We start from the raw sequence: 20,369 nt of genomic DNA on the forward strand, positions 1-20,369 counted from the left end.
CGTTGAAGGCTTTTTATTCTCATTTCCCCCTATTTGATGGGTGGGGCCACTGGCTCCATCCAATTTTTTATGCTCATAGGCACATGCTCTATTATAGTATATGTAAGCGCTTTTTTAAAGAAAAATATCCTATTTATTTCTTGGGAAAAGTAATAGGATGCGTGTTTCTTTTGTTATTGAAAAATGGGTGCTAAAATAAATTGAAAATAATTTTTATTATAGGTTTCAAAAAAGGATTGCCGGGTATACTATAATCAAGCATAAAGTTGGAGATTCTCACATACCCCCCTTTTTTTGAGACCTGTCATGATTGATCATGATCAGGTCTTTTTTTATTACATATCTAATTTGGAGATGAAGACATGACAAGAAAAAGTATTGCATTTATCGGGACAGGCGTTATGGGAAAGAGTATGATTATAAACCTTCTAAAAGAAGGATATGAAGTTAATATCTATAATCGTACAAAGGAAAAAGCAGATGATTTAATTGGAAAAGGTGCTGTTTGGTGCAGTACGCCGGGCGAGGCAGCCTCCAAGTCAGAGATGACGATAACGATGGTGGGGTACCCATCAGATGTGAAAGAGGTTTATTACGGAAAAGACGGCATCCTTGAAAATGCATCCGCAGAATCTATTTTAATCGATATGACCACCTCTACGCCTACATTGGCTAAAGAGATATATGAGGATGCTGAAAAAAGAGGGCTATTCAGTTTGGATGCCCCTGTATCAGGTGGAGATATTGGAGCTGAGAATGGAACACTCACAATCATGGTTGGCGGAGATCAGCAAGTATTTGATCGATCCAAGGAAGTCCTTACGGTGGTGGGGCAGAATATTGTCCTTCAAGGCGGTGCCGGAAGCGGCCAGCATACAAAAATGTGCAATCAAATTGCCATTGCCTCAAACATGATCGGAGTCTGTGAGGCATTAGTCTATGCAAAGAAATCCGGACTTGATCCTAATAAAGTCTTGGAAAGCATCTCATTTGGCGCAGCAGGGAGCTGGTCTTTAAGCAACCTGGCTCCAAGAATCTTAAAAGATGATTTTAGTCCGGGATTCTTTATCAAACACTTCATTAAAGATATGGGTATTGCCCTCGATGAGGCGGAAAAAATGAAGATTGATTTACCGGGATTGAAAATGGCTAAAGAAATGTATGATCAATTAAAAAATGCGGGAGAAGAAAACAGCGGGACACAGGCGCTTTATAAATATTGGGCATAAAAGAAGCTGCATACCCTCGGCATTGAGCCTTGGGAGATGCAGCTTTCTTCATTTATGGATTCTGTTCTTTAAGAAATACTTCAATTCGGTCCAGCCCTTCCTTCAGCATGTTCATTGAGCAGGCATAGGACATTCGGAAATAGCCTTCTCCCAAGGAGGAAAACGCACTTCCCGGGACGACTGCTACCTTGCCTTTCTTCGCCAATTCTAAAGCGAATTCAAATGATGAATGGGCTATATTGTCCGGGATTTTCACAAAAAAGTAGAAGGCGCCGTCAGGATTGACCGTACTAAGATTCATTTCTGACAAACGGCTGAATGCATAATCTCTGCGCTCTTTATACACTTTCGTCATGTCAGCTGCATCATTTTTCCCATTTGTAAGAGCTTCGTATGCTGCATGCTGGGAAATCGATGAAGCGCATGAAACATTATATTGATGGACTTTTAAAATGTGTTTTGTGATTGCAGCAGGTGCAAATAGAAGTCCGATTCTCCAGCCAGTCATGGAATGGGACTTTGAAAGTCCATTGATGACGATGGTTTGTTCTTTTAAATATTTTGCAATTGATTTATGCTGATGCTCGTAGACGATTTCACTGTATATTTCATCCGCCAAAACAAAGGTATCTTTTCCTCTGAGCAACCCGGCAATGTCTGATAGTTCAGCTTCAGTCAAGCTGACCCCCGTTGGATTTGATGGATAAGGGAGGATGATGCACTTTGTCCTGTCAGTTAAATATTTTTCAATGACTTCGGCAGTCATACGAAATTCATTGGAGGAAATATCAGCATAAACAGGTTCGCCGCCGGAAAATCGAATCAGAGGTTCATAGCCTGGATAAACAGGGCCGGGAAGGATGACCTCATCCCCCTCTGATAATATCGTTCTTAATGTGATATCGATTGCCTGGCTGGCTCCTACAGTTACGATGGCTTCCGATGATGGATCATAAGTCAATCCATATTTTTCTGCCATATATCCACAAGCAGCCTCCCTTAATGGAAGGAGTCCGGCATTGTGCGTATAGGAGGTATGATTTTGTTCAATGGCAGATATGCCAGCCTCCTTGATATGTTCAGGGGTATCAAAATCTGGCTGGCCAATTGTCAAAGAGACCATTCCTTCGATATCACTCACCATATTAAAAAATTTTCTTATTCCTGAAATTTCGATCTTTTTTACTTTTTCATTGATTAAGTGTTCCAAAGCCAATCTTCCTTCCTCGTGATTGTAAGTTCATTTTATCACTCTTTTATGGGATGATTAAATGAAATAGATTAACTTAATGATTTTGGGATAAATAATATCGTAAGAGTATTTGAAGGAGACGTGCTATGATTCGAACTTGTTTATGCAAAAAGAATGGAGCCATCGAATATGATGCGCCGCTTAATAGATGCAAGGATGAAGATATCCTTTGGTATTGGGTCGATTTTTCCGAACCAGCCACTGAAGAGGATTTGCAATTAGAGAAGTTCTTCCATTTCCATCCCCTTGCTGTAGAAGATTGCCTCGACACTTTTAGCCAGAGGCCAAAATTGGATTTTTACGAAGGATATTTCTTTATTGTTCTGCATGCATTGGATCATGCAACCATCGATCCTAAAGAAGTGGACGTATTTGTTAATGGTCAATTCATTGTAACCTATCATAAACATCCTGTCCTTGAAATTAACCAAATATGGGATGGAATGAAAAACACCAGCAACCCCTTAGGCCAAACGCCATTTAATATTCTTCATGCCATTATAGATAAATTTGTCGATGAGTTCTTTCCGCCTGTATATAGCATCGAAGACCGCTTAAATGTAATTGAGGATAATTCGGGGGAAGAGACGGTCAATGAACTGATGGATAATCTATTTGATATCCGACATGAAATGTCCAAGCTCAGAAGGTCGCTGATTCCAATGAGAGACCTTCTATATCGGATCCTTCACTCAGAAAGGATGGCTTTTTTGAAAGATCAGCAGCTATACTTCCAGGATGTTTATGACCACCTGATAAAGCTTGTGGAGATGCTTGAATCCTACCGTGATTTTTCAGCGGATATAAGAGATAATTATCTATCCATCAATTCAGATAAAATGAATAACATCATGATGACACTTACAGTAATCACTACGATTTTCATGCCATTGACATTCATTGCGGGAGTATATGGGATGAACTTCAGAGTCATGCCAGAGTTGAACTGGAAATATGGCTATTTTGCCGTATTGGGAGTAATGCTGATTATAGCGGCTATCATGTTCATGATGTTTATGAAAATCGGCTGGCTTCGATTCAACAAACCGAAAATGAAGAGAAAAAGATTCCTGAAATTAAAGTAAATATTTACAAATTGCATTTCCATGCATTAAAGTTAAACTAATAATAATCAGAAATTGTGTCTTTGGAGGTTTAACCAATGGAATTGCTTGAAAAGAATGATTTAATTGTTGAAAAAGAACCGGTGTATGCGGGGTTCTGGAAACGATTTGCTGCGTATATTCTCGATGGGATCTTTTTAGGAATTCCTCTTGCAGGGATTACCGTCCTTGTTTTTCTATTCTTCTTCGGTGCTACAGGCTTCTTTGAAGGAATTGACGATCCTGATTACGTTGACCAGGAGCTTACTAACAGCCAGCTCATCGGAATGTTTGCCGCTTATGCCATCGTATTCCTAATCAATTTAGCGGCATCCATCCTTTATTACGCTGGATTCCAATCATCCAAGATGCAGGCTACACCAGGGAAGCGAATACTGGGACTTAAGGTTACTGATCTAAATGGCAATCGAATTTCATTCTGGCGTGCCTTAGGAAGACTTTTGGCCATGAGTTTCCTCTCTTCAATCCTAATGATCGGCTACATAATTGCAGCATTCACAGAAAAAAAGCAGGCGCTCCACGATCTGATCGCCGGAACAATAGTAGTAAAACGATAAAAGCTGCCACTGAGGCAGCTTTTATTTTGTCTGAATAGAGAAGGAAATGCCTCATTGAAAAGGAATATATAGAGGGGTAGAAAAAAAGATTAGGAGGACAATGCTATGAAAACGTCCATGAAAGAAGTCATGAAACATCATCAGGATTACTTGACCTGGCTTGAGTCATTGAAAGCCACCGATGAAAAGATGTTCCACACACCTATCAGTGAAGGTAAATGGTCACCAGGAGCCATCATCAGTCATATCATGTTTTGGGATGTTCATTGCATGGATGAAAAGTTCCCAATGATCGGAAGCGGCAGCACAGTAAATGATTTCCCACCGTTTGAAACAGTGAATCAGACTGCATGGAAATATGCAAAAGAGAAAAAAAGCGAGGAACTGATAGAGGAAGCAATGAGTACGAGGAAAAAGCTGATCGAAAAGGCTGCAGCTTTTAATGATGAAGATTTGGATGTTAGATTTAAGGTTGGAAGCAATGAAATGACTTTGGCTGAATTATTCCTGGATTTTATTTTGCATGATAAACACCATATGGATCAAGTGGATCAATTTCTTAAGGCACACATTGGTGGATGAAATATCCACAATTTTTATTATAAAACATTATTTCCTTCCATTTCATGATATAGTAAAAAATGATAAATCATCATAACCTCTTTGCCGGAAGGGTGAACCGTCCATGGAAAATAACAAAGGTATACTGCTTGAAAGTGGAACGAATGAATTAGAAATCATAGAATTCGAGCTGCAAAATAGTAAATTCGGAATCAATGTCATAAAGGTAAAAGAAATAATCCAGCCTGTGCCAACAACCAAGATCCCACATGCACATCCTATTGTAGAAGGAATCATACAGCTTCGGGGAGAAGTGCTGCCGGTCATTAATTTAGCCAAGGCTCTGGATATGGAAATGGGTGCAGAGGCAGATCCTGCAAAGGAAAAGTTCATTGTTTCTCAATTTAATAAACAAAGCGTGATTTTCCGAGTACATAATGTTACACGTATTCACCGCATTTCCTGGGAACAGATCGAAAAGCCTTCGCAGATGTATCAAGGCAGTGCTGTTCATGTTGTCGGTGTGATTAAACGGAATGACGAGATGGTCCTTCTGGTAGATTTCGAAAAAATCCTTTTGGATATTGATCCGGAATCTGGCATCCATACAGACAGAATAAAAAAACTGGGGAAAAGGGAGAGATCTGAAAAGCGGATTATGGTCGCTGAGGATTCTCCTTTATTAAGAAAGCTTCTTCACGATACGCTAATGGAGGCTGGCTATGTCCATACTGAGTTTTTTGAGAATGGAAAGGACGCTTTCGCCTATCTTCAAAAACAAGCCGAACAAGGCGACGCTGCGAAGCTTGTCGATTTCGTCATTACAGATATAGAAATGCCCCAGATGGATGGACATCATTTGACAAAAAAAATAAAGGAACATTCCATTCTATCTTCAATTCCAGTCGTTATCTTTTCTTCATTAATTACAGAAGATCTGAAGCATAAAGGAGAAATGGTAGGAGCAGAGGGGCAGGTAAGCAAGCCTGAGATAGAAGAGCTGGTTTTGTTAATGGATAAATTAATGAATGGAAAATAAAAAAAGCGGCCAAGTGTCCGCTTTTTTTAAATCCTTAAAAGAAACTGTCTCCAAGTTTCTTAAATACTGGTTTGGAGTATTTTTTCTTTCCAGGAGGCTGCTTTGATTCTTCTTTGACGCCAGTATATTTTTGCAGAAGGTTTTTGGCGTGTGTCAAAGGCATTCGATAGTTTGGATTTCTTGTGGAATAGTCCAGTTCACCAAGGTGCGTCAGATTTTCAAAGTCGTGTTTGCATGGGGGAATGTGAAACAAGTATTCTCCGCATTTAACGAGTACATCTGATTGTTGTTTGCTGAATCTTGGGTTTTCTGAAAAGTGCAGTCCTAATTTTTTCGCTTTGCCTTCTTTAAGCATTTTGAGGATGGCTTGTCTTTTTAAGTAGTATAAAAATTTGGGGTTGGTAGCTGTTTTCGCATGCCGATTTACGGTAAAAATTGCACGGGAGAGGTTTTCGATAGTAGTGTTGGCAGGGGTGGTTTTTCCTTGAGAATTCAAGCTGGAATCTCCTTTCAATTTTAGTTTAGGACTAAAGATTTGTCCGAATTGTCTTGATTATACCACTTTTTCACTTTAAAGGAAAGACTCGAATGGAAAACAGCACCATTTTATTGATGCTGTCTGATAATGTGTTTTTCGCTTTTCCTGATCCGGCTCCAGCGCCTACCCCCTCGAGTCATAAGCCGTACCTCTACGGAAATCAGGATTTCCTTCGAGTTCCGTCTTATGCTGGTCGGGGCTGGTCAAGGCGCTTCCACTTTTCTATGTCCAGCTCCAGCGCCTAGAGGCTGGGAGGTTTCCTTCAGCACACTTACGATAAGTCAACATCGGTTCACTTCGTTCACCGTGTTTCCTTTATCTTGTGGTGCTTCAGTCCAACCTCGGCGCCTCTGTACAGGCGCTTCCACTTTTCTATTTGTATACATTTATCGTTTCATTTACAGGAGCGTACTGTAAATTCGGGTTCTGCTGAGGCATTGGCGCATATTGCTGCGGATAGGCAGGGTATGGCGCCGGGTAAGGAGCGGGATATGGTGCCGGATACGGCGGATAAGGATAAGGCGGGCAGCAAGGGCGGTTATATAAGAATGGTCCGACTGCCAATCCTGCTAATCCACCTGCTAAAAATGGGAGCAAACCTAAACCAAAAAAGAATCTTTCATCATTTCTATAATTCATAGGGGCTCGGTAAGGGTGATAGTATTGAGGATACATCAACTCATACCTCCTTTCTCTGTCAACATTTTATGTACAATTAATACAGATGCGCCTGTCCATTAGTAGGACAGGACAAACGTCTAGTATGAAAATATATGGGTATATAGACCCATTTATTGTGATTTTATAAATTTTTCAGAATCATTCTAGTAAATCTCCTGCAAATACTAGTAAAATAGTATTAAACCTATTTAGCTGAAATTCTGATTATAGATTACAATTTGAGAACGAGATGGTTATATGATTGAATCAATAATTCAGATGTATGTGAACATAAAAGGATGGTATGATGGAGCAGCTTGAAAAGATTCTCAATAATGGACTACTAAATGAAAACAAAGATAAATTAAAAGAGATTCTCTATGAGGTCATTCTCCACCATATTAATGATGCTGTATTCATTATGAAAGTGGAGCAAGGAGAATGCGTAAGATTCAAGTATTTATTCGTCAATGAAATAGGCTTGAAGCTGGCAGGATTAACTTCTGAAAGCATTGGCAGCTACATGGATGAAGTCATTGGCGATCACGAAGCCTCCATCAATCTTCAGAGTAAATACAAGAAGATTCTAAAGAACTCAAAGGGAACTTCCTATTACGACAGAATTGAACTGCCAAATGGGAAATCCATTGTCAATCAGTCGATATTGACACCTATACATAATGAAGAGACCGGTGAAGTTGAATTTGTCGTAGCAATATCAAGGGATATGACAACGACTATTGATGAAAAAAATATTCTTTTGGAAAGTGAACAGAGGTATCGGTCTATAATAGATCATAATCTGGATGCGATACTATCACTGGATGATAAAGGAAAGATCCTTCATGCCAATTCTGCGAGTAAATCGCTGCTGGGATATTGTGAAAAAGAACTTGTTCAGCGGTCAATCTTCAACTTGGTGCCGGATGAAGAACTTGCTTCTATTTCCCACATGCTAAAAGAAGCCCTTACGGGAAATGCGAAAGAAATGAGCATTTGCAGCCTCATCCACAAAAAAGGAAATGAATTGCTCGTACAGTTGAAGTCCATTCCGATTGTAGTCAATGATTCAATTATTGGGATCTATTTGATTATAAGAGATATGACGGAACATTCCCGTAATACGGAAACTATTAAGTATATGGCCTTTCATGATCAATTAACAAGTCTTTGGAACAGGCGCGCCCTTTTGGAGCATTTACAGGAAGAAATTCCGCATGCTCAAGCAGAAGGGGTGGAAATGGCCTTGCTTTATATTGATTTGGATAGATTCAAATACTTCAATGATACATTGGGTCACAAGACCGGTGATGAAATCTTGAAGAGAATAGCGGATAGACTGATGAATCTTTCATTGATGAAATATAGGATCTACCGTCTTGGAGGGGATGAGTTTGTCATAGTCCTGCTCCATGCAGATAGAAGCTGTGCAGAGAAAGCGGCCCAGAAAATATTGGCGGTATTCAGTGAACCTGTTTACTTAATGGAGGAAGAATATTTTATCACTCCTTCAATTGGAATCAGTATGTATCCGAGTGACGGAAAAGATACGGAGTCGCTGATTAAAAGTGCCGACAGTGCTCTTTTTCAAGTCAAACAAAAAGGGAAAGCACATTATCGTTTTTATAATGCTGATATGAATGTAGCATTTCCGAATTACATTTTAATGGAGTCCCATCTGAGAAGGGCAATTGAAAAAAATGAACTGATCATTTACTATCAGCCCCAAGTGAATTTGGCAACGGGAAAGATGGATAGTTTTGAGGCTCTCTTAAGATGGCAGAACCCAGTCTTTGGCTTTGTGACTCCATTACAGTTCATTCCCTTAGCAGAAGATACGGGGTTGATTATCCCGATTGGGGAGTGGGTCATTGAAAATGTATGCAAACAAATTGCCTCCTGGAGGGAAAAAGGCCACCAGAATATCAGGATAGCTATCAATATCTCACCGAAGCAGTTTTTGCAGCACAAACTGCCGGAATTCATCAAAAATGCCTTAATAAAGTATGATTTACCGCCAAATGTTCTGGAAATCGAAATAACAGAGGGCGCCATGCAGGATACCCGGATGACTCTGATGATGCTTAATCGATTAAAGGAAATCGGAGTGGTCATTTCTGTCGATGATTTTGGCACAGGCTATTCTTCGTTGAATTATCTTAAGAGGTTTCCGCTCGATATATTGAAAATTGATCAGTCTTTTGTAAAGGAAATCAAAATGAACAGCAAAGATGCAGCTATTACAAAAACAATTATTCATTTAGCCCATAGCCTTGGACTCGAAGTGATTGCTGAAGGGGTAGAAGATTTTGGGCAGGTGGAGTTTTTGCTGGATGCCAAATGCCAAAAGGCACAGGGCTTCTATTTCAGCAAACCTGTAAGTCCGAATGAAATTGAAACGAATTTGCTTGTTGCAAATATGTAGCGTTTGGGAATAGGCATAGCCTGCAGTTCATATGTTTTAAATATGGATTTTTGCAGGCTTCCTCTTTATTTTTTCCTGAGTCATCGATTTTGACAATTTATGCATTGTCCATTAAAGTAGTGAAGTCGGAAGATGTGTTCTCTGTAGAAAGGGGAGGTAGCCGATGAAGAAAAATGAAAAAATCGAAATGATGTTTCTTCCCATAGAAGAAGGTTTGATAAAATTATATATCTATGGGTTTAAATCTCCAGGGGCATGGGGTCAGGTTATTGTCGAATTCAATGAGGTAACAATCAATATAAAGGGATACAGCCGAAAAAAATCAATTGTAAGGGCTCTTGCCAAATTAAATAATGCTCTAATAAATAAGAGTGAATGAGATAGGGACAGTTCCGCTGTCTTTTTTTTGGTCTTTTTTGAGTGACATATAAATAGTGGGAATATTGCGAAATGAGATAAAGGATTGGTATAATGAATGAGTATTCATTCAAAAGATTTTTAAAGGGGGATATAAAGTGGAGAATAAAGTTGTAATTGTAACTGGCGGTTCAAGCGGTATGGGAAAATACATGGCTAAAAGATTTGTGGAAGGCGGCGCAAAGGTTGTTATAACAGGCAGAAATTTAGAAAAGCTGGAAGCGGCAAAAAGTGAAATATCTCCATCAGGCGAGAATGTACTGATTGTCCAAATGGATGTCAGGGAGCCTGCACATGTTGAAAATATGATCAATGAAACCGTGAAGGCGTTTGGAACCATTGATTACTTAATTAATAATGCGGCTGGAAATTTTATTTGCCCTGCTGAAAAGCTATCGGTAAATGGATGGAAGTCTGTTATTGATATCGTATTGAATGGAACATTTTATTGTTCACGGCTTGTCGGTGAATACTGGATCGAGAAGGGAATCAAAGGAAGCATCATAAATATGGTTGCTACTTATGCATGGAATGCTGGAGCCGGGGTCATACATTCAGCAGCTGCAAAGGCAGGGGTGCTCTCCATGACAAGGACGTTGGCGGTAGAATGGGGCCACAAATATGGAATCCGCACTAACGCGATTGCTCCAGGCCCAATTGAAAGAACTGGCGGTGCAGAAAAGCTGTGGGAATCAGAAGAAGCTGCTAAAAGAACCTTGAACAGTGTTCCGCTTCATCGCCTTGGCACACCGGAGGAAATTGCCGAATTAGCTTATTTCCTATTCTCCGATAAAGCAGGCTATATTAATGGAGAATGCATAACAATGGACGGAGGCCAATGGCTTAATCCTTTTCCGTTCTGATTGAATTTGGAGAGAGACCTGCTACGGTGAAATGTTATATAATATAGGAATGATATTGCATGGAACCGGAGGTCTGATTATGGATCCACTAGAGATACTAACAAAAAGTGAAAGGGTTGTACCTTTCTTTCAGGCGATTTTCAGTGCAGATGAGCATAGGGTCATCGGATACGAAATCCTTGGCAGGTTTCAAACAGGTGAAGAATATGAGAGCTTGGGCCCTTTTTTTCAGGATGTGCATATCCCTGAGGAATTTAGGGTTGAAATCGATAATCTTGTTTTAACTAAAGCATTAGAGAAGGCCTTGATAAGCGGGGAAGAAACTCTTTTATTCATCAATCGGGAACTGGATCTCTTAATGGCTGATAATGGTGAGCAGCTTCTTTCAATCCTCCAGGAATTTGAAGAGCGGGGATTGTCTTTAAATCGAATCGTCCTTGAAATTTCCGAAGGGGACTACGACGGTGATATAACCGATTTGAACCATTTTTTAAGATACTTAAAGACAATGGGAATCAAGATTGCTTTAGATAAAATGGGAGAAGAAAATGGACAGCTTGACCGGATCAGCCAATTGTCTCCTGATATTTTAAAGGTGGATCTAAAAGCGCTAAGGTCAGATATTGGAAATACGACATTAAAAGATATTCTCTTCTCAATATCCCTTCTTGCAAGAAAAGTTGGGGCATCCCTATTATTCACAAGTATAGAAATGGATTTTCAGCTGCAATTTGCCTGGCTTAATGGAGGAAGGTATTATCAGGGATTTTTCCTTCACAAGCCTAACGGTGACTTTACGGAAGAACATGTTTGCAAAAAAGAGCTGCAGTCCAAATTTGAAAAATATATCGCACACGAGAAGAATAAATTAGCCATGGTCTTCAGGCTTGCGGACAGACTGCAAGAAAAGCTTCAACAGTTTTTTCTGGGCAGCAAAAAAGGCAGCGAACCGGATCAATCATTAAAATCGATTGCGGAAGAATTAGAAGACATGAGCTTCAGGCTTTATATTTGCGACGAAAATGGAATACAGCAGTCATCCAACTATTTTAAGAAGGATAAGAACTGGATTATTCAAGCTGAATATAAAGGGAAAAACTGGAGCTGGCGTCCCTATTTCCTTGAAAATATTGTGAAAATGAATCGTGATCAAAAAGGCCTGCTCTCTGATTTATATAGTGATTTAGAGACTGGGCAGAATATCCGGACATTTTCATATCCATTAAAAAACGGCCAGTTTTTATTTATTGATTTATCATATGAGTTCTTGTACGAACAGGAAGGTCTGCTGAGATAGCGTTGAATATGAGATCTCCCTTTTGGGAATGGTAAGAATAAAATTCCTGAAGGGATGGAGCTTTCATGAGTATATACATGATCATCCTTTCCATCGTTTGCGTGGCTATTTTGGCATTTGCCCTAATCTACACTTTATTTATTGCCAAAGGCCAAAAAGCAGTGGAAGGTGAAATGGATTCAAAAATATCCGGGGCTGTCAAGGAACATTCCTACATACGGAACCCCATCTTCCTGACCTACATCATCGTACTTGGTCTGGCTTTGCTATATGTCGCATATGAAGCTTTTCAGCATAGGTATTGATAATAAGCTTCCTCTTATATGCAAAAAAATAACCTCATTCGGAGGTTATTTTTTTAGGTCTTTTTTACCAGAATGCCGCAAGTTTCGGTGGGTAAAGTCATAATATAAAGATTATTGTTGGAATTTTACGAACGATTGACAGTATATCGACACTTTTCACTTGCTACAATGAGGACAGACAATAGGGAGATCGAAAGGAGATGGACAGCATGATTCTAAAATTGGTCGGCAGGGGAGCTTTATTATCGGCGGCGTTCCTTTTTATCGCATTAGCGGTGTCTGTTCCTGTGGAAGCATCTGAAACTGGAATGGATATGATTTCAGAAACAAAGGATGCATTTCATGCCCAAGTTTCATTAAGCGAAAAAGAACGGTCTATGGATGCAGTAAAGCAAGTATTGGCGCCATATTTCACTAATGGGTTCATGGACAAATTCATAAATGAAAATATCGTTCAAACCGATAATGGATTTCAGACATTCGGCTCTGACTTTGCTCAATATTTTATCCCGTTTTTCTCTTATGAGGATGGGAAAACGAAAGCAGTCAAGAGCACACAGGGTACTATTTATGTAATGGAAAAGTTCGTGGATGATGGAGAGGGTCCGGTATCTTTTGAAGATGGATACCAATGGGTTAGATGGATTCAAACAGATGATGGCTGGAAAATCGATGATATCGGGATGGGCACTCCAGAAGATATTGCAGTTAAAAAGGAAACGGCCAAGAAGGACGGGCCGATTGCCAATCTTCTCATGGGACATTTTTTAACCTCATTTTCCTTCTATCCATTTAAGGAAGCATTTTATTTGTTCGGTTAATACGCAGAAATAAGGACCCGGATTATTTAATGGGTCCTTATTTAATGTCTAGAAGAGAAGAGATTTTCTCGAGATCGAATCCTAATACTGCTTCTCCATCGATTACAGTGACCGGTGTGGAAAATGCTTTGTATTTATTGATCAATTCTTTTTTCGCCTTGGGATCTTTTTTTATGTTCTTATCTTCAAAAGGGATGGAATGTTCCTTGAGGAATAATTTCACGATCTCACAAGGAGGGCATTCCGGCTGTGAATAGACAATGACTTGTTTCAATTCAATTTCCTCTTTCTTTAAAAAATTCATAGAACGCTTTTCATAGTGTCGCTTATTTTTAGAAATCTGTCAAAGTGAGTATTTAGTAAATTCTTTCTAAGTGATTTTCTTTTCAAAGTGTGATAAAGTTTTTAAATGAGTTTTGTTTTTTGAAAATGAAATGAAGAAAATAAATTCTATTTCTGATATGCCCATTTTAATCAGAAATAGCTTATAATGTTGACGGATAGAATGGGCGTTTCCGTAAATCATACATTATAGAGAAGATGGAAAGGGGATTTAATATGTCTCAATTACTAGGAATCATTCAACGACTAAAAACGATGCAGGAAACAAACGAAAATGGTGAAGTACAGCAAAGACTTTTTGAAATGAACGGAAAGACACTTTGCCAAGTGAAATATTTTCCTTCTACAGGTGCTTTTGAACTCGAAGTTTACGATAAAGATTCTAAAGCTAATAAATATCAGTTTGATGACATGGATATCGCTGCAATTGAAATCTTTGATTTATTGCAGGAAGAAAGAGATCCATCCAAATAAGATCCCGCTCCGGGGTCTTTTTTGTTCTGTGGAATTCCTGCATTCCTTCAAAAGGGTTTTGAATGTGTAAAAGAGGGAATGAAAGTAATTGCCATCAATCCTTTGTATTCCTATGTTCAGTGAAGCGGGGATGCGTGTAAAGCATTGGATATTTATTTGTGCTACAATGATGGTGAATCTATGTCTATTCAAAACGAGGGAGTTAATATGATTTCAGTTCAAAGCAAAGAGTTTTTAGAAACAAAAATTGACGAACATATTATCCCGTCTGAGAAAGTTGCTCATGTTCAGATGGGGAATAATCTTGAACACGCATTATTGCTTTTGACGAAAAGTGGATATTCTGCAGTACCTGTTCTCGATCCACAATATAAATTGCACGGACTGCTAAATTCTGCTTTAATTACAGAATCAATTTTAGGACTCGAAAAAATCGAATATGAAAAACTGGAAAATAAAAGGGTCGAAGAAGTGATGATGTCTGATTTTCCACGTATCCGATTAGGTGAAAACTTCAAGAAAGCTATGGATCTGCTGGTTGATAATAACTTTCTTTGCGTTGAGGACGAAGATGGAGTCTTTGAAGGTATCTTTACTCGAAGGACCATGCTGAAACAGCTAAGGGGATATGTCAATCGTCTGAATCACTTATAAGATGATAATTTGAGCCAGGCAGTCGGCGTGAAAACCGGATGCCTGGCATTTTAATGGTGAATGGTAGGGGATTTGGAAAATGGAAGCTGCAACATATAAAAAAAATAGGGATGCTAAGCGGAAGACAAAGAGACCGCTTGTGTTGGCATCTGTCATGCTTGCGATGTTTATGGGGGCAATCGAAGCCACGATCGTCTCTACCGCAATGCCGGCAATCGTCAGTGACCTTGGCGGTTTCTCGCTATATAGCTGGGTGTTTTCTGCGTATTTATTGATGAATTCCATCTCGGTTTTAATCTACGGGAAATTATCCGATATTTTCGGAAGGAAGCCTGTCATTACTTTTGGCATCATACTTTTTCTGATTGGTTCGGTATTATGCGGATTTTCTCCTGATATGAAAATGCTCATAGTTTTCCGTCTGATCCAGGGACTTGGAGCGGGGGCTGTCATGCCGATTGCGACGACGATCGTAGGTGATATTTATTCGCCGGAGGAAAGGGCTAAAATCCAAGGGTATTTATCCAGTGTGTGGGGGATTTCTGCCATTATGGGCCCTGCAATCGGCGGGTTTTTAGTTCAATATGTCGATTGGAGATATGTTTTTTGGATCAACGTACCTTTAGGGATTTTATCGATTATCGGTTTGGCGTTTTTCCTAAAGGAAAATATCTCATCTAAGAAACCTTCGATTGATTATGGAGGGGCAGGCATGCTTACACTTCTTCTGTCTTCTTTAATGATTATTCTCGTTGAGGGAGGCGTCCATTGGCCATGGGCTTCAGGTAAAGTCATTGCCTTGTCGACTCTCGCAGTAGTTGCACTTCTTGCCTTCATATGGCAGGAACTGAGGGCTGTAAATCCTGTCATGCCATTTGATATTTGGAAAAATCGGTCCATTTTGATTGCCAATATCGTTTCATTGACAACCGGAGTCATGCTTATCGGGCTATCCAGCTTCTTGCCTGCCTTTGTCCAGGGGGTCATGGAAAAATCAGCGACAGTGGCAGGCTTCACCTTGACTGCGATGTCCATCGGCTGGCCTATCGCCTCCACTATTTCAGGAAGGCTGCTGATTAAAATCGGGTACAGGGCAACTTCCTTGATTGGGGGAGTGTCATTGATTGTCGGTGGTGTATTGTTTGTTCTTATGACACCTGCTGCTGGTCCGATATGGGCTGCTTTCGGCTCATTCTTCGTCGGAATCGGCATGGGGCTGACATCCACAGCGTTCATTGTTTCCATACAAAGCACGGTATCCTGGGAGAAGAGAGGAATTGCGACGGCATCCAATATGTTCATGCGAAACTTGGGAAATACGGTCGGTGCTGCGCTACTGGGAGGAATTTTAAATAAGAATATCCTTGATTATCTGACAGCGCACAATTCAGATAAGACAGATCAGCTGAATGTTGATTCTACCAATCAGCTGTTGAATGCATCTGAAAGAAGCAAACTTGGCACCGGGGTAAAGGAGCTGCTGCAAAACAGCTTGACGCATGCCCTTCATATTGTGTATTGGGCTGTGCTGATATTTGCCGTCCTCAGTTTAATATTTATACTCTTCCTGCCTAAGGACCGCAGGAGAGAAGCGAATTAAGAATGCCCATTGAGGCATTCTTTTTATAGGTTATAAATGAAATCACAATAAAATGGATATATAATATAAGCAAAACTTATTGAATGAGGTGCGGCATGACATTTTCTGAATATCAGCTGTTGACTGTCCTGGCACAGGAAATGAATATGAGGAAAGCTGCTGAAAGGCTGTTCGTTTCACAACCGGCGTTATCGCAGCGTCTGCAAAACATTGAGAAAGATTGGGGAACAAAGATCTTCATCCGGTCGCAAAAAGGTTTATCATTGACACCTTCAGGGGAGCTCGTTGTTAAGTTTGCCCAGGAAGTCATCGAAAAGGAAGAACAAGTAAAGGAAGAAATGCAGTCGCTTGAAACCCATGTGCATGGTACATTAAAAATTGCCTGTGCCTCTATCGTGGGTCAGAATTGGCTTCCAAAAGTATTGAAACGTTTCGTTGAGAAATATCCCCATGCAAAAATTTCACTCATTACCGGGTGGAGCAGCGAAATCATCAAAGCATTGTATGATGATGAGGTCCATATCGGTATCATAAGGGGAACGCCTGATTGGAAAGGGCCTAAGCTTCACTTGTTTAAAGACAGTTTATACTTGGTTGATAGGGAAATCAGGGATATTGAAGATGTCCTTAAAACAGACCGTCCGTTCATCCAATTTAAAAGCGATTCCAACTATTATCAGGAAATTCAGGATTGGTGGCATCGCCATTTTCAAACGACCCCAAAAAGGACAATAGTGGTTGACCAGATTGAAACGTGTAAACAAATGACCATCAACGGGATCGGATATGCGATTTTGCCGGCTATCACCTTGAATGATGAGGATACAGATATTTATAAGGTTCCATTAATGGATGACCATGATTCTGCGCTGAAAAGGGATACGTGGCTGCTGGGCTATGAATCGGCGTTTCAGCTGAAACAGGTGCAGGCATTCACTGAAGTTATTCAAGAATATTTACAATCAAATCCAACCGCCTTTTAATTCTTGTGTAAAATGGAGTTGTTTGATAAAGTATGTTCAGAAAGTACAGCAAACAAGGAGGAATACAGTTTTTATGAAAATGATGGATGCAAATGAGATTATTTCTTTTATACAGAATAGTAAAAAATCCACACCGGTAAAGGTGTATGTGAAAGGGAACCTGGAAGGGCTGGACTTCGGAAAGAATTCACAGACATTCATAACAGGACAATCAGGTGTGGTGTTCGGGGAGTGGGCTGAGATCTCAGAGGCACTTTCTGCCAATAAAGAGAAAATCGAAGACTATGTCATTGAAAACGATCGCAGAAACTCTGCCATCCCAATGCTTGATTTGAAAAATATCAAGGCCCGCATTGAGCCTGGTGCTATTATCCGCGATCAAGTGGAAATCGGTGATAATGCTGTAATCATGATGGGATCTGTCATCAATATCGGTTCAGTTGTCGGTGAAGGCACAATGATCGATATGAACGTTGTCCTTGGTGGACGTGCAACAGTCGGGAAGAACTGCCATATTGGTGCCGGTGCAGTCCTTGCAGGTGTCATTGAGCCGCCTTCTGCCAAACCCGTTATCATTGAAGATGACGTAGTAGTAGGAGCCAATGCAGTTGTATTAGAAGGTGTTACTGTAGGAAAAGGATCGGTGGTTGCAGCAGGAGCAGTTGTTGTGGACGATGTCCCTCCATATACTGTTGTAGCTGGTACACCTGCAAGAGTCATCAAGAAAATCGATGATAAAACAAAATCAAAAACCGAAATCAAACAAGAACTTCGCCAATTATAAAAAAAGAAGGTCAGGTCCATAAAGTGGATCTGTCCTTTCTTTATAGGAGAAAATAATAATGACACTCAATCCTTTTATTGCTGTTCGAAGAGATTTACACCGTATTCCTGAGCTTGGCTATCAAGAGTTCAAGACGCAAGCATATTTACTTGATTATCTGGAGTCTCTTCCTAATGAAAGAATAGAAATAAAAAAATGGAAGACCGGCTTCTTTGTCAAGATACATGGGAAGAACCCGGGCAAAGTGATTGGATACCGTACGGATATAGATGGACTTCCAATTGAGGAAAAGACAGGACTGCCATTTTCATCTGAACATCAAGGGAAAATGCATGCATGCGGGCATGATTTTCATATGAGCATTGCACTAGGCGTCTTGAGCCATTTTGTGAGAAATCCCATCAATGATGACCTCCTTTTTATTTTCCAGCCCGCCGAAGAAGGGCCGGGGGGAGCACTTCCAATGATTCAAAGTCCTGAAATGCAGGAATGGAAGCCGGATATGATTTTTGCCCTTCATATTGCCCCTGAATATCCACCGGGGACTATAGCGGTCAAAGAAGGCCTCCTTTTTGCCAATACATCGGAATTATTCATTGATTTAATAGGGAAAGGCGGACACGCTGCATATCCGCATCAAACGAAGGATATGGTTGTTGCCGCTTCCCACCTGGTCACTCAGCTTCAAACCATAGTCTCACGCAACGTAAACCCTTTGGATAGCGCTGTAGTAACGGTAGGGAAGATTACAGGAGGCACTGTTCAAAATATCATTGCAGAACAAGCTAGGCTTGAAGGGACGATCAGAACATTTTCTGAAGAGTCGATGGCTTCTGTGAAACAGCGGATTGAAGCCCTGGTGAAGGGGATTGAAGCAGGATTTGAATGTCATGCGTCCATCGATTATGGAAGCATGTATCATCAAGTATATAACCATGAGGAAATAACAGCTGATTTCACGGCATTCCTCAAAGGAAGACAGGATGTCAACCTGTTTGAATGCAAAGAAGCGATGACAGGAGAAGACTTCGGCTATATGTTAAAAGAAATCCCGGGCTTTATGTTCTGGCTTGGTGCAGGTTCTGACTACGGTTTGCATCATGCAAAACTTACTCCTGATGAATCAGTCATTCCTGTTGCCATCGATGTTGTCACGGGATACATCGAGCACCTTGAATGATAAAATGAGAAAGCTGCCGGAAATACAACCGGCAGCTTTTTATTATTGGCTTTTATTATTTTTTTCAACGTTTACTTGATGAGGATATGGGATATCGATTCCATTTGCATCAAGGGATTCTTTAATTGCTTTTCTAAGCTTGCGTTCAACACCCCATTGTTCGCCATTTGCTGTCTTGGCAATTATTCTAAGCACTACATCTGAAGAACCCAGACTCTGTACACCAAGTACATTCGGTCCATCCACGATATTAGGATCTTCAGCTGCGATATTATCGCAAAGCTCCTGGAGCACCGTAATCGCTTTATCAATATCATCTTCATAGGAAATCCCGATATCGACGAGAGCCCGCATGTTCCCTCTGCTGTGATTGCTCAGACTTGTAATTTCACGATTCGGTACAAAGTGGAGGGTTCCATCAAACCCACGGATGTGAGTGGTTCGGATCCCCACATTTTCGACAATCCCCGAAAAGCTTCCTGTAGTCACATAATCCCCGACTTCAACCTGCCTTTCAAGAAGGATGAAAAAGCCTGTTACAAAGTCGCTGACAAGGCCCTGTGCTCCAAAGCCGATAGCCAGGCCGACAATCCCCGCACCGGCTAATATAGCGGTGACCTGGATGTTGAAGACTTGAAGTACCGTGACGAAAAAAACGAAAATCAATATGTAGGAAAAAATATTTTTTGTCAAGCTTTCCAGTGTATGTGCCCTTGACTCAGAAACGTTGTTGCGGTTTTTATACTGAGTGAAGCCAGTTGTGATCACTTTGTTTCCAAATGCCTTCACAATTAAATAAACAATGTAGATCGCAATCAGTTTCACAAAGATGATGCCGAGCTTTACAAATAAAGCAGCCCAATTATAATGGGTGATTTTTTCTCCTAGTTGATTGAAAGAGAAGAGAAGTTCCAATATGATCATCCTTTCTAGAGACTTTAAGGAGTAAATGTAAGCTGCTCCTATAAAGATGAGGAAGCATTTTAGTTTATTCCCTAAATGAGAAATGATAAACTAATTTTAATTAAAGTTCAAATGGCCCAAACAGGATCCCGTCATTTTTTATGAAGCCCGTTTAGCATGAACCTGTTTTGGGAAAACCATTACAGTGGCACTGTTTCAAGATAAAGAATAATTATTTTTTAATTAAATTAATTATAATGAGATGTTGACTCGGGACACGGCCTGTACTATAATTTTAAATGTTGATTTGGAATTAATTGAGAATGCGAAGTTGATTTTCTCAATAATATAACTTTTGGAG

At 40.2% G+C, this 20,369-nt stretch carries 22 protein-coding genes; 17 read left to right on the plus strand and 5 right to left on the minus strand.

Annotated elements, in window-relative coordinates:
- Positions 1–362: 362 nt before the first annotated feature.
- Positions 363–1,229, plus strand: coding sequence for an NAD(P)-dependent oxidoreductase (locus tag ABTV07_RS07060; RefSeq protein ID WP_433749228.1), 867 nt, complete (start codon positions 363–365; stop codon positions 1,227–1,229).
- A gap of 52 nt (positions 1,230–1,281) precedes the next feature.
- Here ABTV07_RS07060 and ABTV07_RS07065 read toward each other — a convergent pair whose 3' ends face one another.
- A complete protein-coding gene (locus tag ABTV07_RS07065) occupies positions 1,282–2,439 on the minus strand; it encodes an aminotransferase A (RefSeq protein ID WP_433749231.1) in 1,158 nt (385 codons plus the stop codon).
- A 128-nt stretch (positions 2,440–2,567) separates the two neighbouring features.
- Here ABTV07_RS07065 and corA point away from each other — a divergent pair, with 128 nt between their 5' ends.
- From corA to ABTV07_RS07085, 4 genes are all read left to right on the plus strand, one after another.
- On the plus strand, positions 2,568–3,566 hold the full coding sequence (gene corA, locus ABTV07_RS07070; protein ID WP_433749234.1) for a magnesium/cobalt transporter CorA: 999 nt from the start codon (positions 2,568–2,570) through the stop codon (positions 3,564–3,566).
- 77 nt (positions 3,567–3,643) lie between these two features.
- Positions 3,644–4,162, plus strand: coding sequence for an RDD family protein (locus tag ABTV07_RS07075; RefSeq protein ID WP_433749237.1), 519 nt, complete (start codon positions 3,644–3,646; stop codon positions 4,160–4,162).
- Between the two features lie 105 nt (positions 4,163–4,267).
- A complete protein-coding gene (locus tag ABTV07_RS07080; RefSeq protein ID WP_433749240.1) occupies positions 4,268–4,744 on the plus strand; it encodes a DinB family protein in 477 nt (158 codons plus the stop codon).
- Between the two features lie 103 nt (positions 4,745–4,847).
- Entirely contained in the window at positions 4,848–5,762 is a 915-nt protein-coding gene (locus tag ABTV07_RS07085; RefSeq protein ID WP_433749242.1) for a chemotaxis protein, read from the plus strand.
- Positions 5,763–5,796: 34 nt separating this feature from the next.
- Here ABTV07_RS07085 and ABTV07_RS07090 read toward each other — a convergent pair whose 3' ends face one another.
- Positions 5,797–6,258 (minus strand): YkyB family protein, encoded by a 462-nt coding sequence (locus tag ABTV07_RS07090; protein WP_433749245.1) that lies wholly within the window; start codon positions 6,256–6,258, stop codon positions 5,797–5,799.
- A gap of 414 nt (positions 6,259–6,672) precedes the next feature.
- Entirely contained in the window at positions 6,673–6,978 is a 306-nt protein-coding gene (locus ABTV07_RS07095) for a hypothetical protein (protein WP_433749248.1), read from the minus strand.
- 289 nt (positions 6,979–7,267) lie between these two features.
- On the opposite strand from ABTV07_RS07095, the gene ABTV07_RS07100 reads away from it, so the two are divergent.
- The 6 genes from ABTV07_RS07100 to ABTV07_RS07125 all read left to right on the plus strand — a co-directional run bounded on the left by ABTV07_RS07100 (position 7,268) and on the right by ABTV07_RS07125 (position 13,088).
- Positions 7,268–9,385, plus strand: coding sequence for an EAL domain-containing protein (locus ABTV07_RS07100; RefSeq protein ID WP_433749251.1), 2,118 nt, complete (start codon positions 7,268–7,270; stop codon positions 9,383–9,385).
- A gap of 163 nt (positions 9,386–9,548) precedes the next feature.
- A complete protein-coding gene (locus tag ABTV07_RS07105; RefSeq protein WP_433749254.1) occupies positions 9,549–9,764 on the plus strand; it encodes a hypothetical protein in 216 nt (71 codons plus the stop codon).
- A gap of 136 nt (positions 9,765–9,900) precedes the next feature.
- Complete coding sequence (gene fadH / locus ABTV07_RS07110) at positions 9,901–10,665, plus strand: 2,4-dienoyl-CoA reductase (RefSeq protein WP_433749256.1); 765 nt, start codon at positions 9,901–9,903, stop codon at positions 10,663–10,665.
- A gap of 79 nt (positions 10,666–10,744) precedes the next feature.
- A complete protein-coding gene (locus ABTV07_RS07115; RefSeq protein WP_433749259.1) occupies positions 10,745–11,962 on the plus strand; it encodes an EAL-associated domain-containing protein in 1,218 nt (405 codons plus the stop codon).
- Positions 11,963–12,027: 65 nt separating this feature from the next.
- Entirely contained in the window at positions 12,028–12,267 is a 240-nt protein-coding gene (locus tag ABTV07_RS07120) for a hypothetical protein (protein ID WP_433749261.1), read from the plus strand.
- Between the two features lie 209 nt (positions 12,268–12,476).
- Entirely contained in the window at positions 12,477–13,088 is a 612-nt protein-coding gene (locus ABTV07_RS07125) for a DUF3993 domain-containing protein (RefSeq protein ID WP_433749264.1), read from the plus strand.
- Between the two features lie 37 nt (positions 13,089–13,125).
- On the opposite strand, the gene ABTV07_RS07130 is transcribed toward ABTV07_RS07125, so the two are convergent.
- Positions 13,126–13,362, minus strand: a complete 237-nt coding sequence (locus ABTV07_RS07130; protein WP_433749267.1) for a glutaredoxin family protein — start codon at positions 13,360–13,362, stop codon at positions 13,126–13,128.
- A gap of 284 nt (positions 13,363–13,646) precedes the next feature.
- On the opposite strand from ABTV07_RS07130, the gene ABTV07_RS07135 reads away from it, so the two are divergent.
- The 6 genes from ABTV07_RS07135 (at position 13,647) to ABTV07_RS07160 (ending at position 19,105) form a co-directional block, all read left to right on the plus strand.
- Positions 13,647–13,904, plus strand: a complete 258-nt coding sequence (locus ABTV07_RS07135) for a YkuJ family protein (protein ID WP_433749270.1) — start codon at positions 13,647–13,649, stop codon at positions 13,902–13,904.
- A gap of 207 nt (positions 13,905–14,111) precedes the next feature.
- Positions 14,112–14,558: a cyclic-di-AMP-binding protein CbpB gene (cbpB, locus tag ABTV07_RS07140; protein WP_433749273.1), complete on the plus strand. Its 447-nt coding sequence runs from the start codon at positions 14,112–14,114 to the stop codon at positions 14,556–14,558.
- 79 nt (positions 14,559–14,637) lie between these two features.
- The gene (locus tag ABTV07_RS07145; RefSeq protein ID WP_433749276.1) at positions 14,638–16,158 is read left to right on the plus strand and encodes an MDR family MFS transporter; all 1,521 of its coding nucleotides are present in this window, start codon (positions 14,638–14,640) and stop codon (positions 16,156–16,158) included.
- A gap of 95 nt (positions 16,159–16,253) precedes the next feature.
- On the plus strand, positions 16,254–17,141 hold the full coding sequence (locus tag ABTV07_RS07150) for a LysR family transcriptional regulator (protein WP_433749279.1): 888 nt from the start codon (positions 16,254–16,256) through the stop codon (positions 17,139–17,141).
- Between the two features lie 73 nt (positions 17,142–17,214).
- Positions 17,215–17,925 (plus strand): 2,3,4,5-tetrahydropyridine-2,6-dicarboxylate N-acetyltransferase, encoded by a 711-nt coding sequence (dapD, locus tag ABTV07_RS07155; RefSeq protein WP_433749282.1) that lies wholly within the window; start codon positions 17,215–17,217, stop codon positions 17,923–17,925.
- A gap of 58 nt (positions 17,926–17,983) precedes the next feature.
- On the plus strand, positions 17,984–19,105 hold the full coding sequence (locus tag ABTV07_RS07160) for an N-acetyldiaminopimelate deacetylase (protein ID WP_433749285.1): 1,122 nt from the start codon (positions 17,984–17,986) through the stop codon (positions 19,103–19,105).
- Positions 19,106–19,147: 42 nt separating this feature from the next.
- On the opposite strand, the gene ABTV07_RS07165 is transcribed toward ABTV07_RS07160, so the two are convergent.
- Positions 19,148–20,020 carry a mechanosensitive ion channel family protein gene (locus tag ABTV07_RS07165; protein ID WP_433749287.1) on the minus strand — a complete coding sequence of 291 codons (873 nt, stop codon included), beginning with the start codon at positions 20,018–20,020 and terminating at the stop codon, positions 19,148–19,150.
- Positions 20,021–20,369 lie beyond the last annotated feature (349 nt).

This window comes from Falsibacillus pallidus (assembly GCF_050990905.1).
Classification (GTDB): Bacteria; Bacillota; Bacilli; order Bacillales; family DSM-25281; genus Falsibacillus; species Falsibacillus pallidus_A.

Bases quoted from the DNA above. Each gene is read 5' to 3' on its own strand.
- ABTV07_RS07075 (WP_433749237.1), top strand. From the start codon at position 3,644: ATGGAATTGCTTGAAAAGAATGATTTAATTGTTGAAAAAGAACCGGTG.
- ABTV07_RS07145 (WP_433749276.1), top strand. From the start codon at position 14,638: ATGGAAGCTGCAACATATAAAAAAAATAGGGATGCTAAGCGGAAGACA.
- ABTV07_RS07085 (WP_433749242.1), top strand. From the start codon at position 4,848: ATGGAAAATAACAAAGGTATACTGCTTGAAAGTGGAACGAATGAATTA.
- ABTV07_RS07160 (WP_433749285.1), top strand. From the start codon at position 17,984: ATGACACTCAATCCTTTTATTGCTGTTCGAAGAGATTTACACCGTATT.
- ABTV07_RS07100 (WP_433749251.1), top strand. From the start codon at position 7,268: ATGGAGCAGCTTGAAAAGATTCTCAATAATGGACTACTAAATGAAAAC.
- cbpB (WP_433749273.1), top strand. From the start codon at position 14,112: ATGATTTCAGTTCAAAGCAAAGAGTTTTTAGAAACAAAAATTGACGAA.
- corA (WP_433749234.1), top strand. From the start codon at position 2,568: ATGATTCGAACTTGTTTATGCAAAAAGAATGGAGCCATCGAATATGAT.
- ABTV07_RS07115 (WP_433749259.1), top strand. From the start codon at position 10,745: ATGGATCCACTAGAGATACTAACAAAAAGTGAAAGGGTTGTACCTTTC.
- ABTV07_RS07060 (WP_433749228.1), top strand. From the start codon at position 363: ATGACAAGAAAAAGTATTGCATTTATCGGGACAGGCGTTATGGGAAAG.
- ABTV07_RS07150 (WP_433749279.1), top strand. From the start codon at position 16,254: ATGACATTTTCTGAATATCAGCTGTTGACTGTCCTGGCACAGGAAATG.
- ABTV07_RS07125 (WP_433749264.1), top strand. From the start codon at position 12,477: ATGATTCTAAAATTGGTCGGCAGGGGAGCTTTATTATCGGCGGCGTTC.
- ABTV07_RS07105 (WP_433749254.1), top strand. From the start codon at position 9,549: ATGAAGAAAAATGAAAAAATCGAAATGATGTTTCTTCCCATAGAAGAA.
- dapD (WP_433749282.1), top strand. From the start codon at position 17,215: ATGAAAATGATGGATGCAAATGAGATTATTTCTTTTATACAGAATAGT.
- ABTV07_RS07135 (WP_433749270.1), top strand. From the start codon at position 13,647: ATGTCTCAATTACTAGGAATCATTCAACGACTAAAAACGATGCAGGAA.
- ABTV07_RS07080 (WP_433749240.1), top strand. From the start codon at position 4,268: ATGAAAACGTCCATGAAAGAAGTCATGAAACATCATCAGGATTACTTG.
- ABTV07_RS07120 (WP_433749261.1), top strand. From the start codon at position 12,028: ATGAGTATATACATGATCATCCTTTCCATCGTTTGCGTGGCTATTTTG.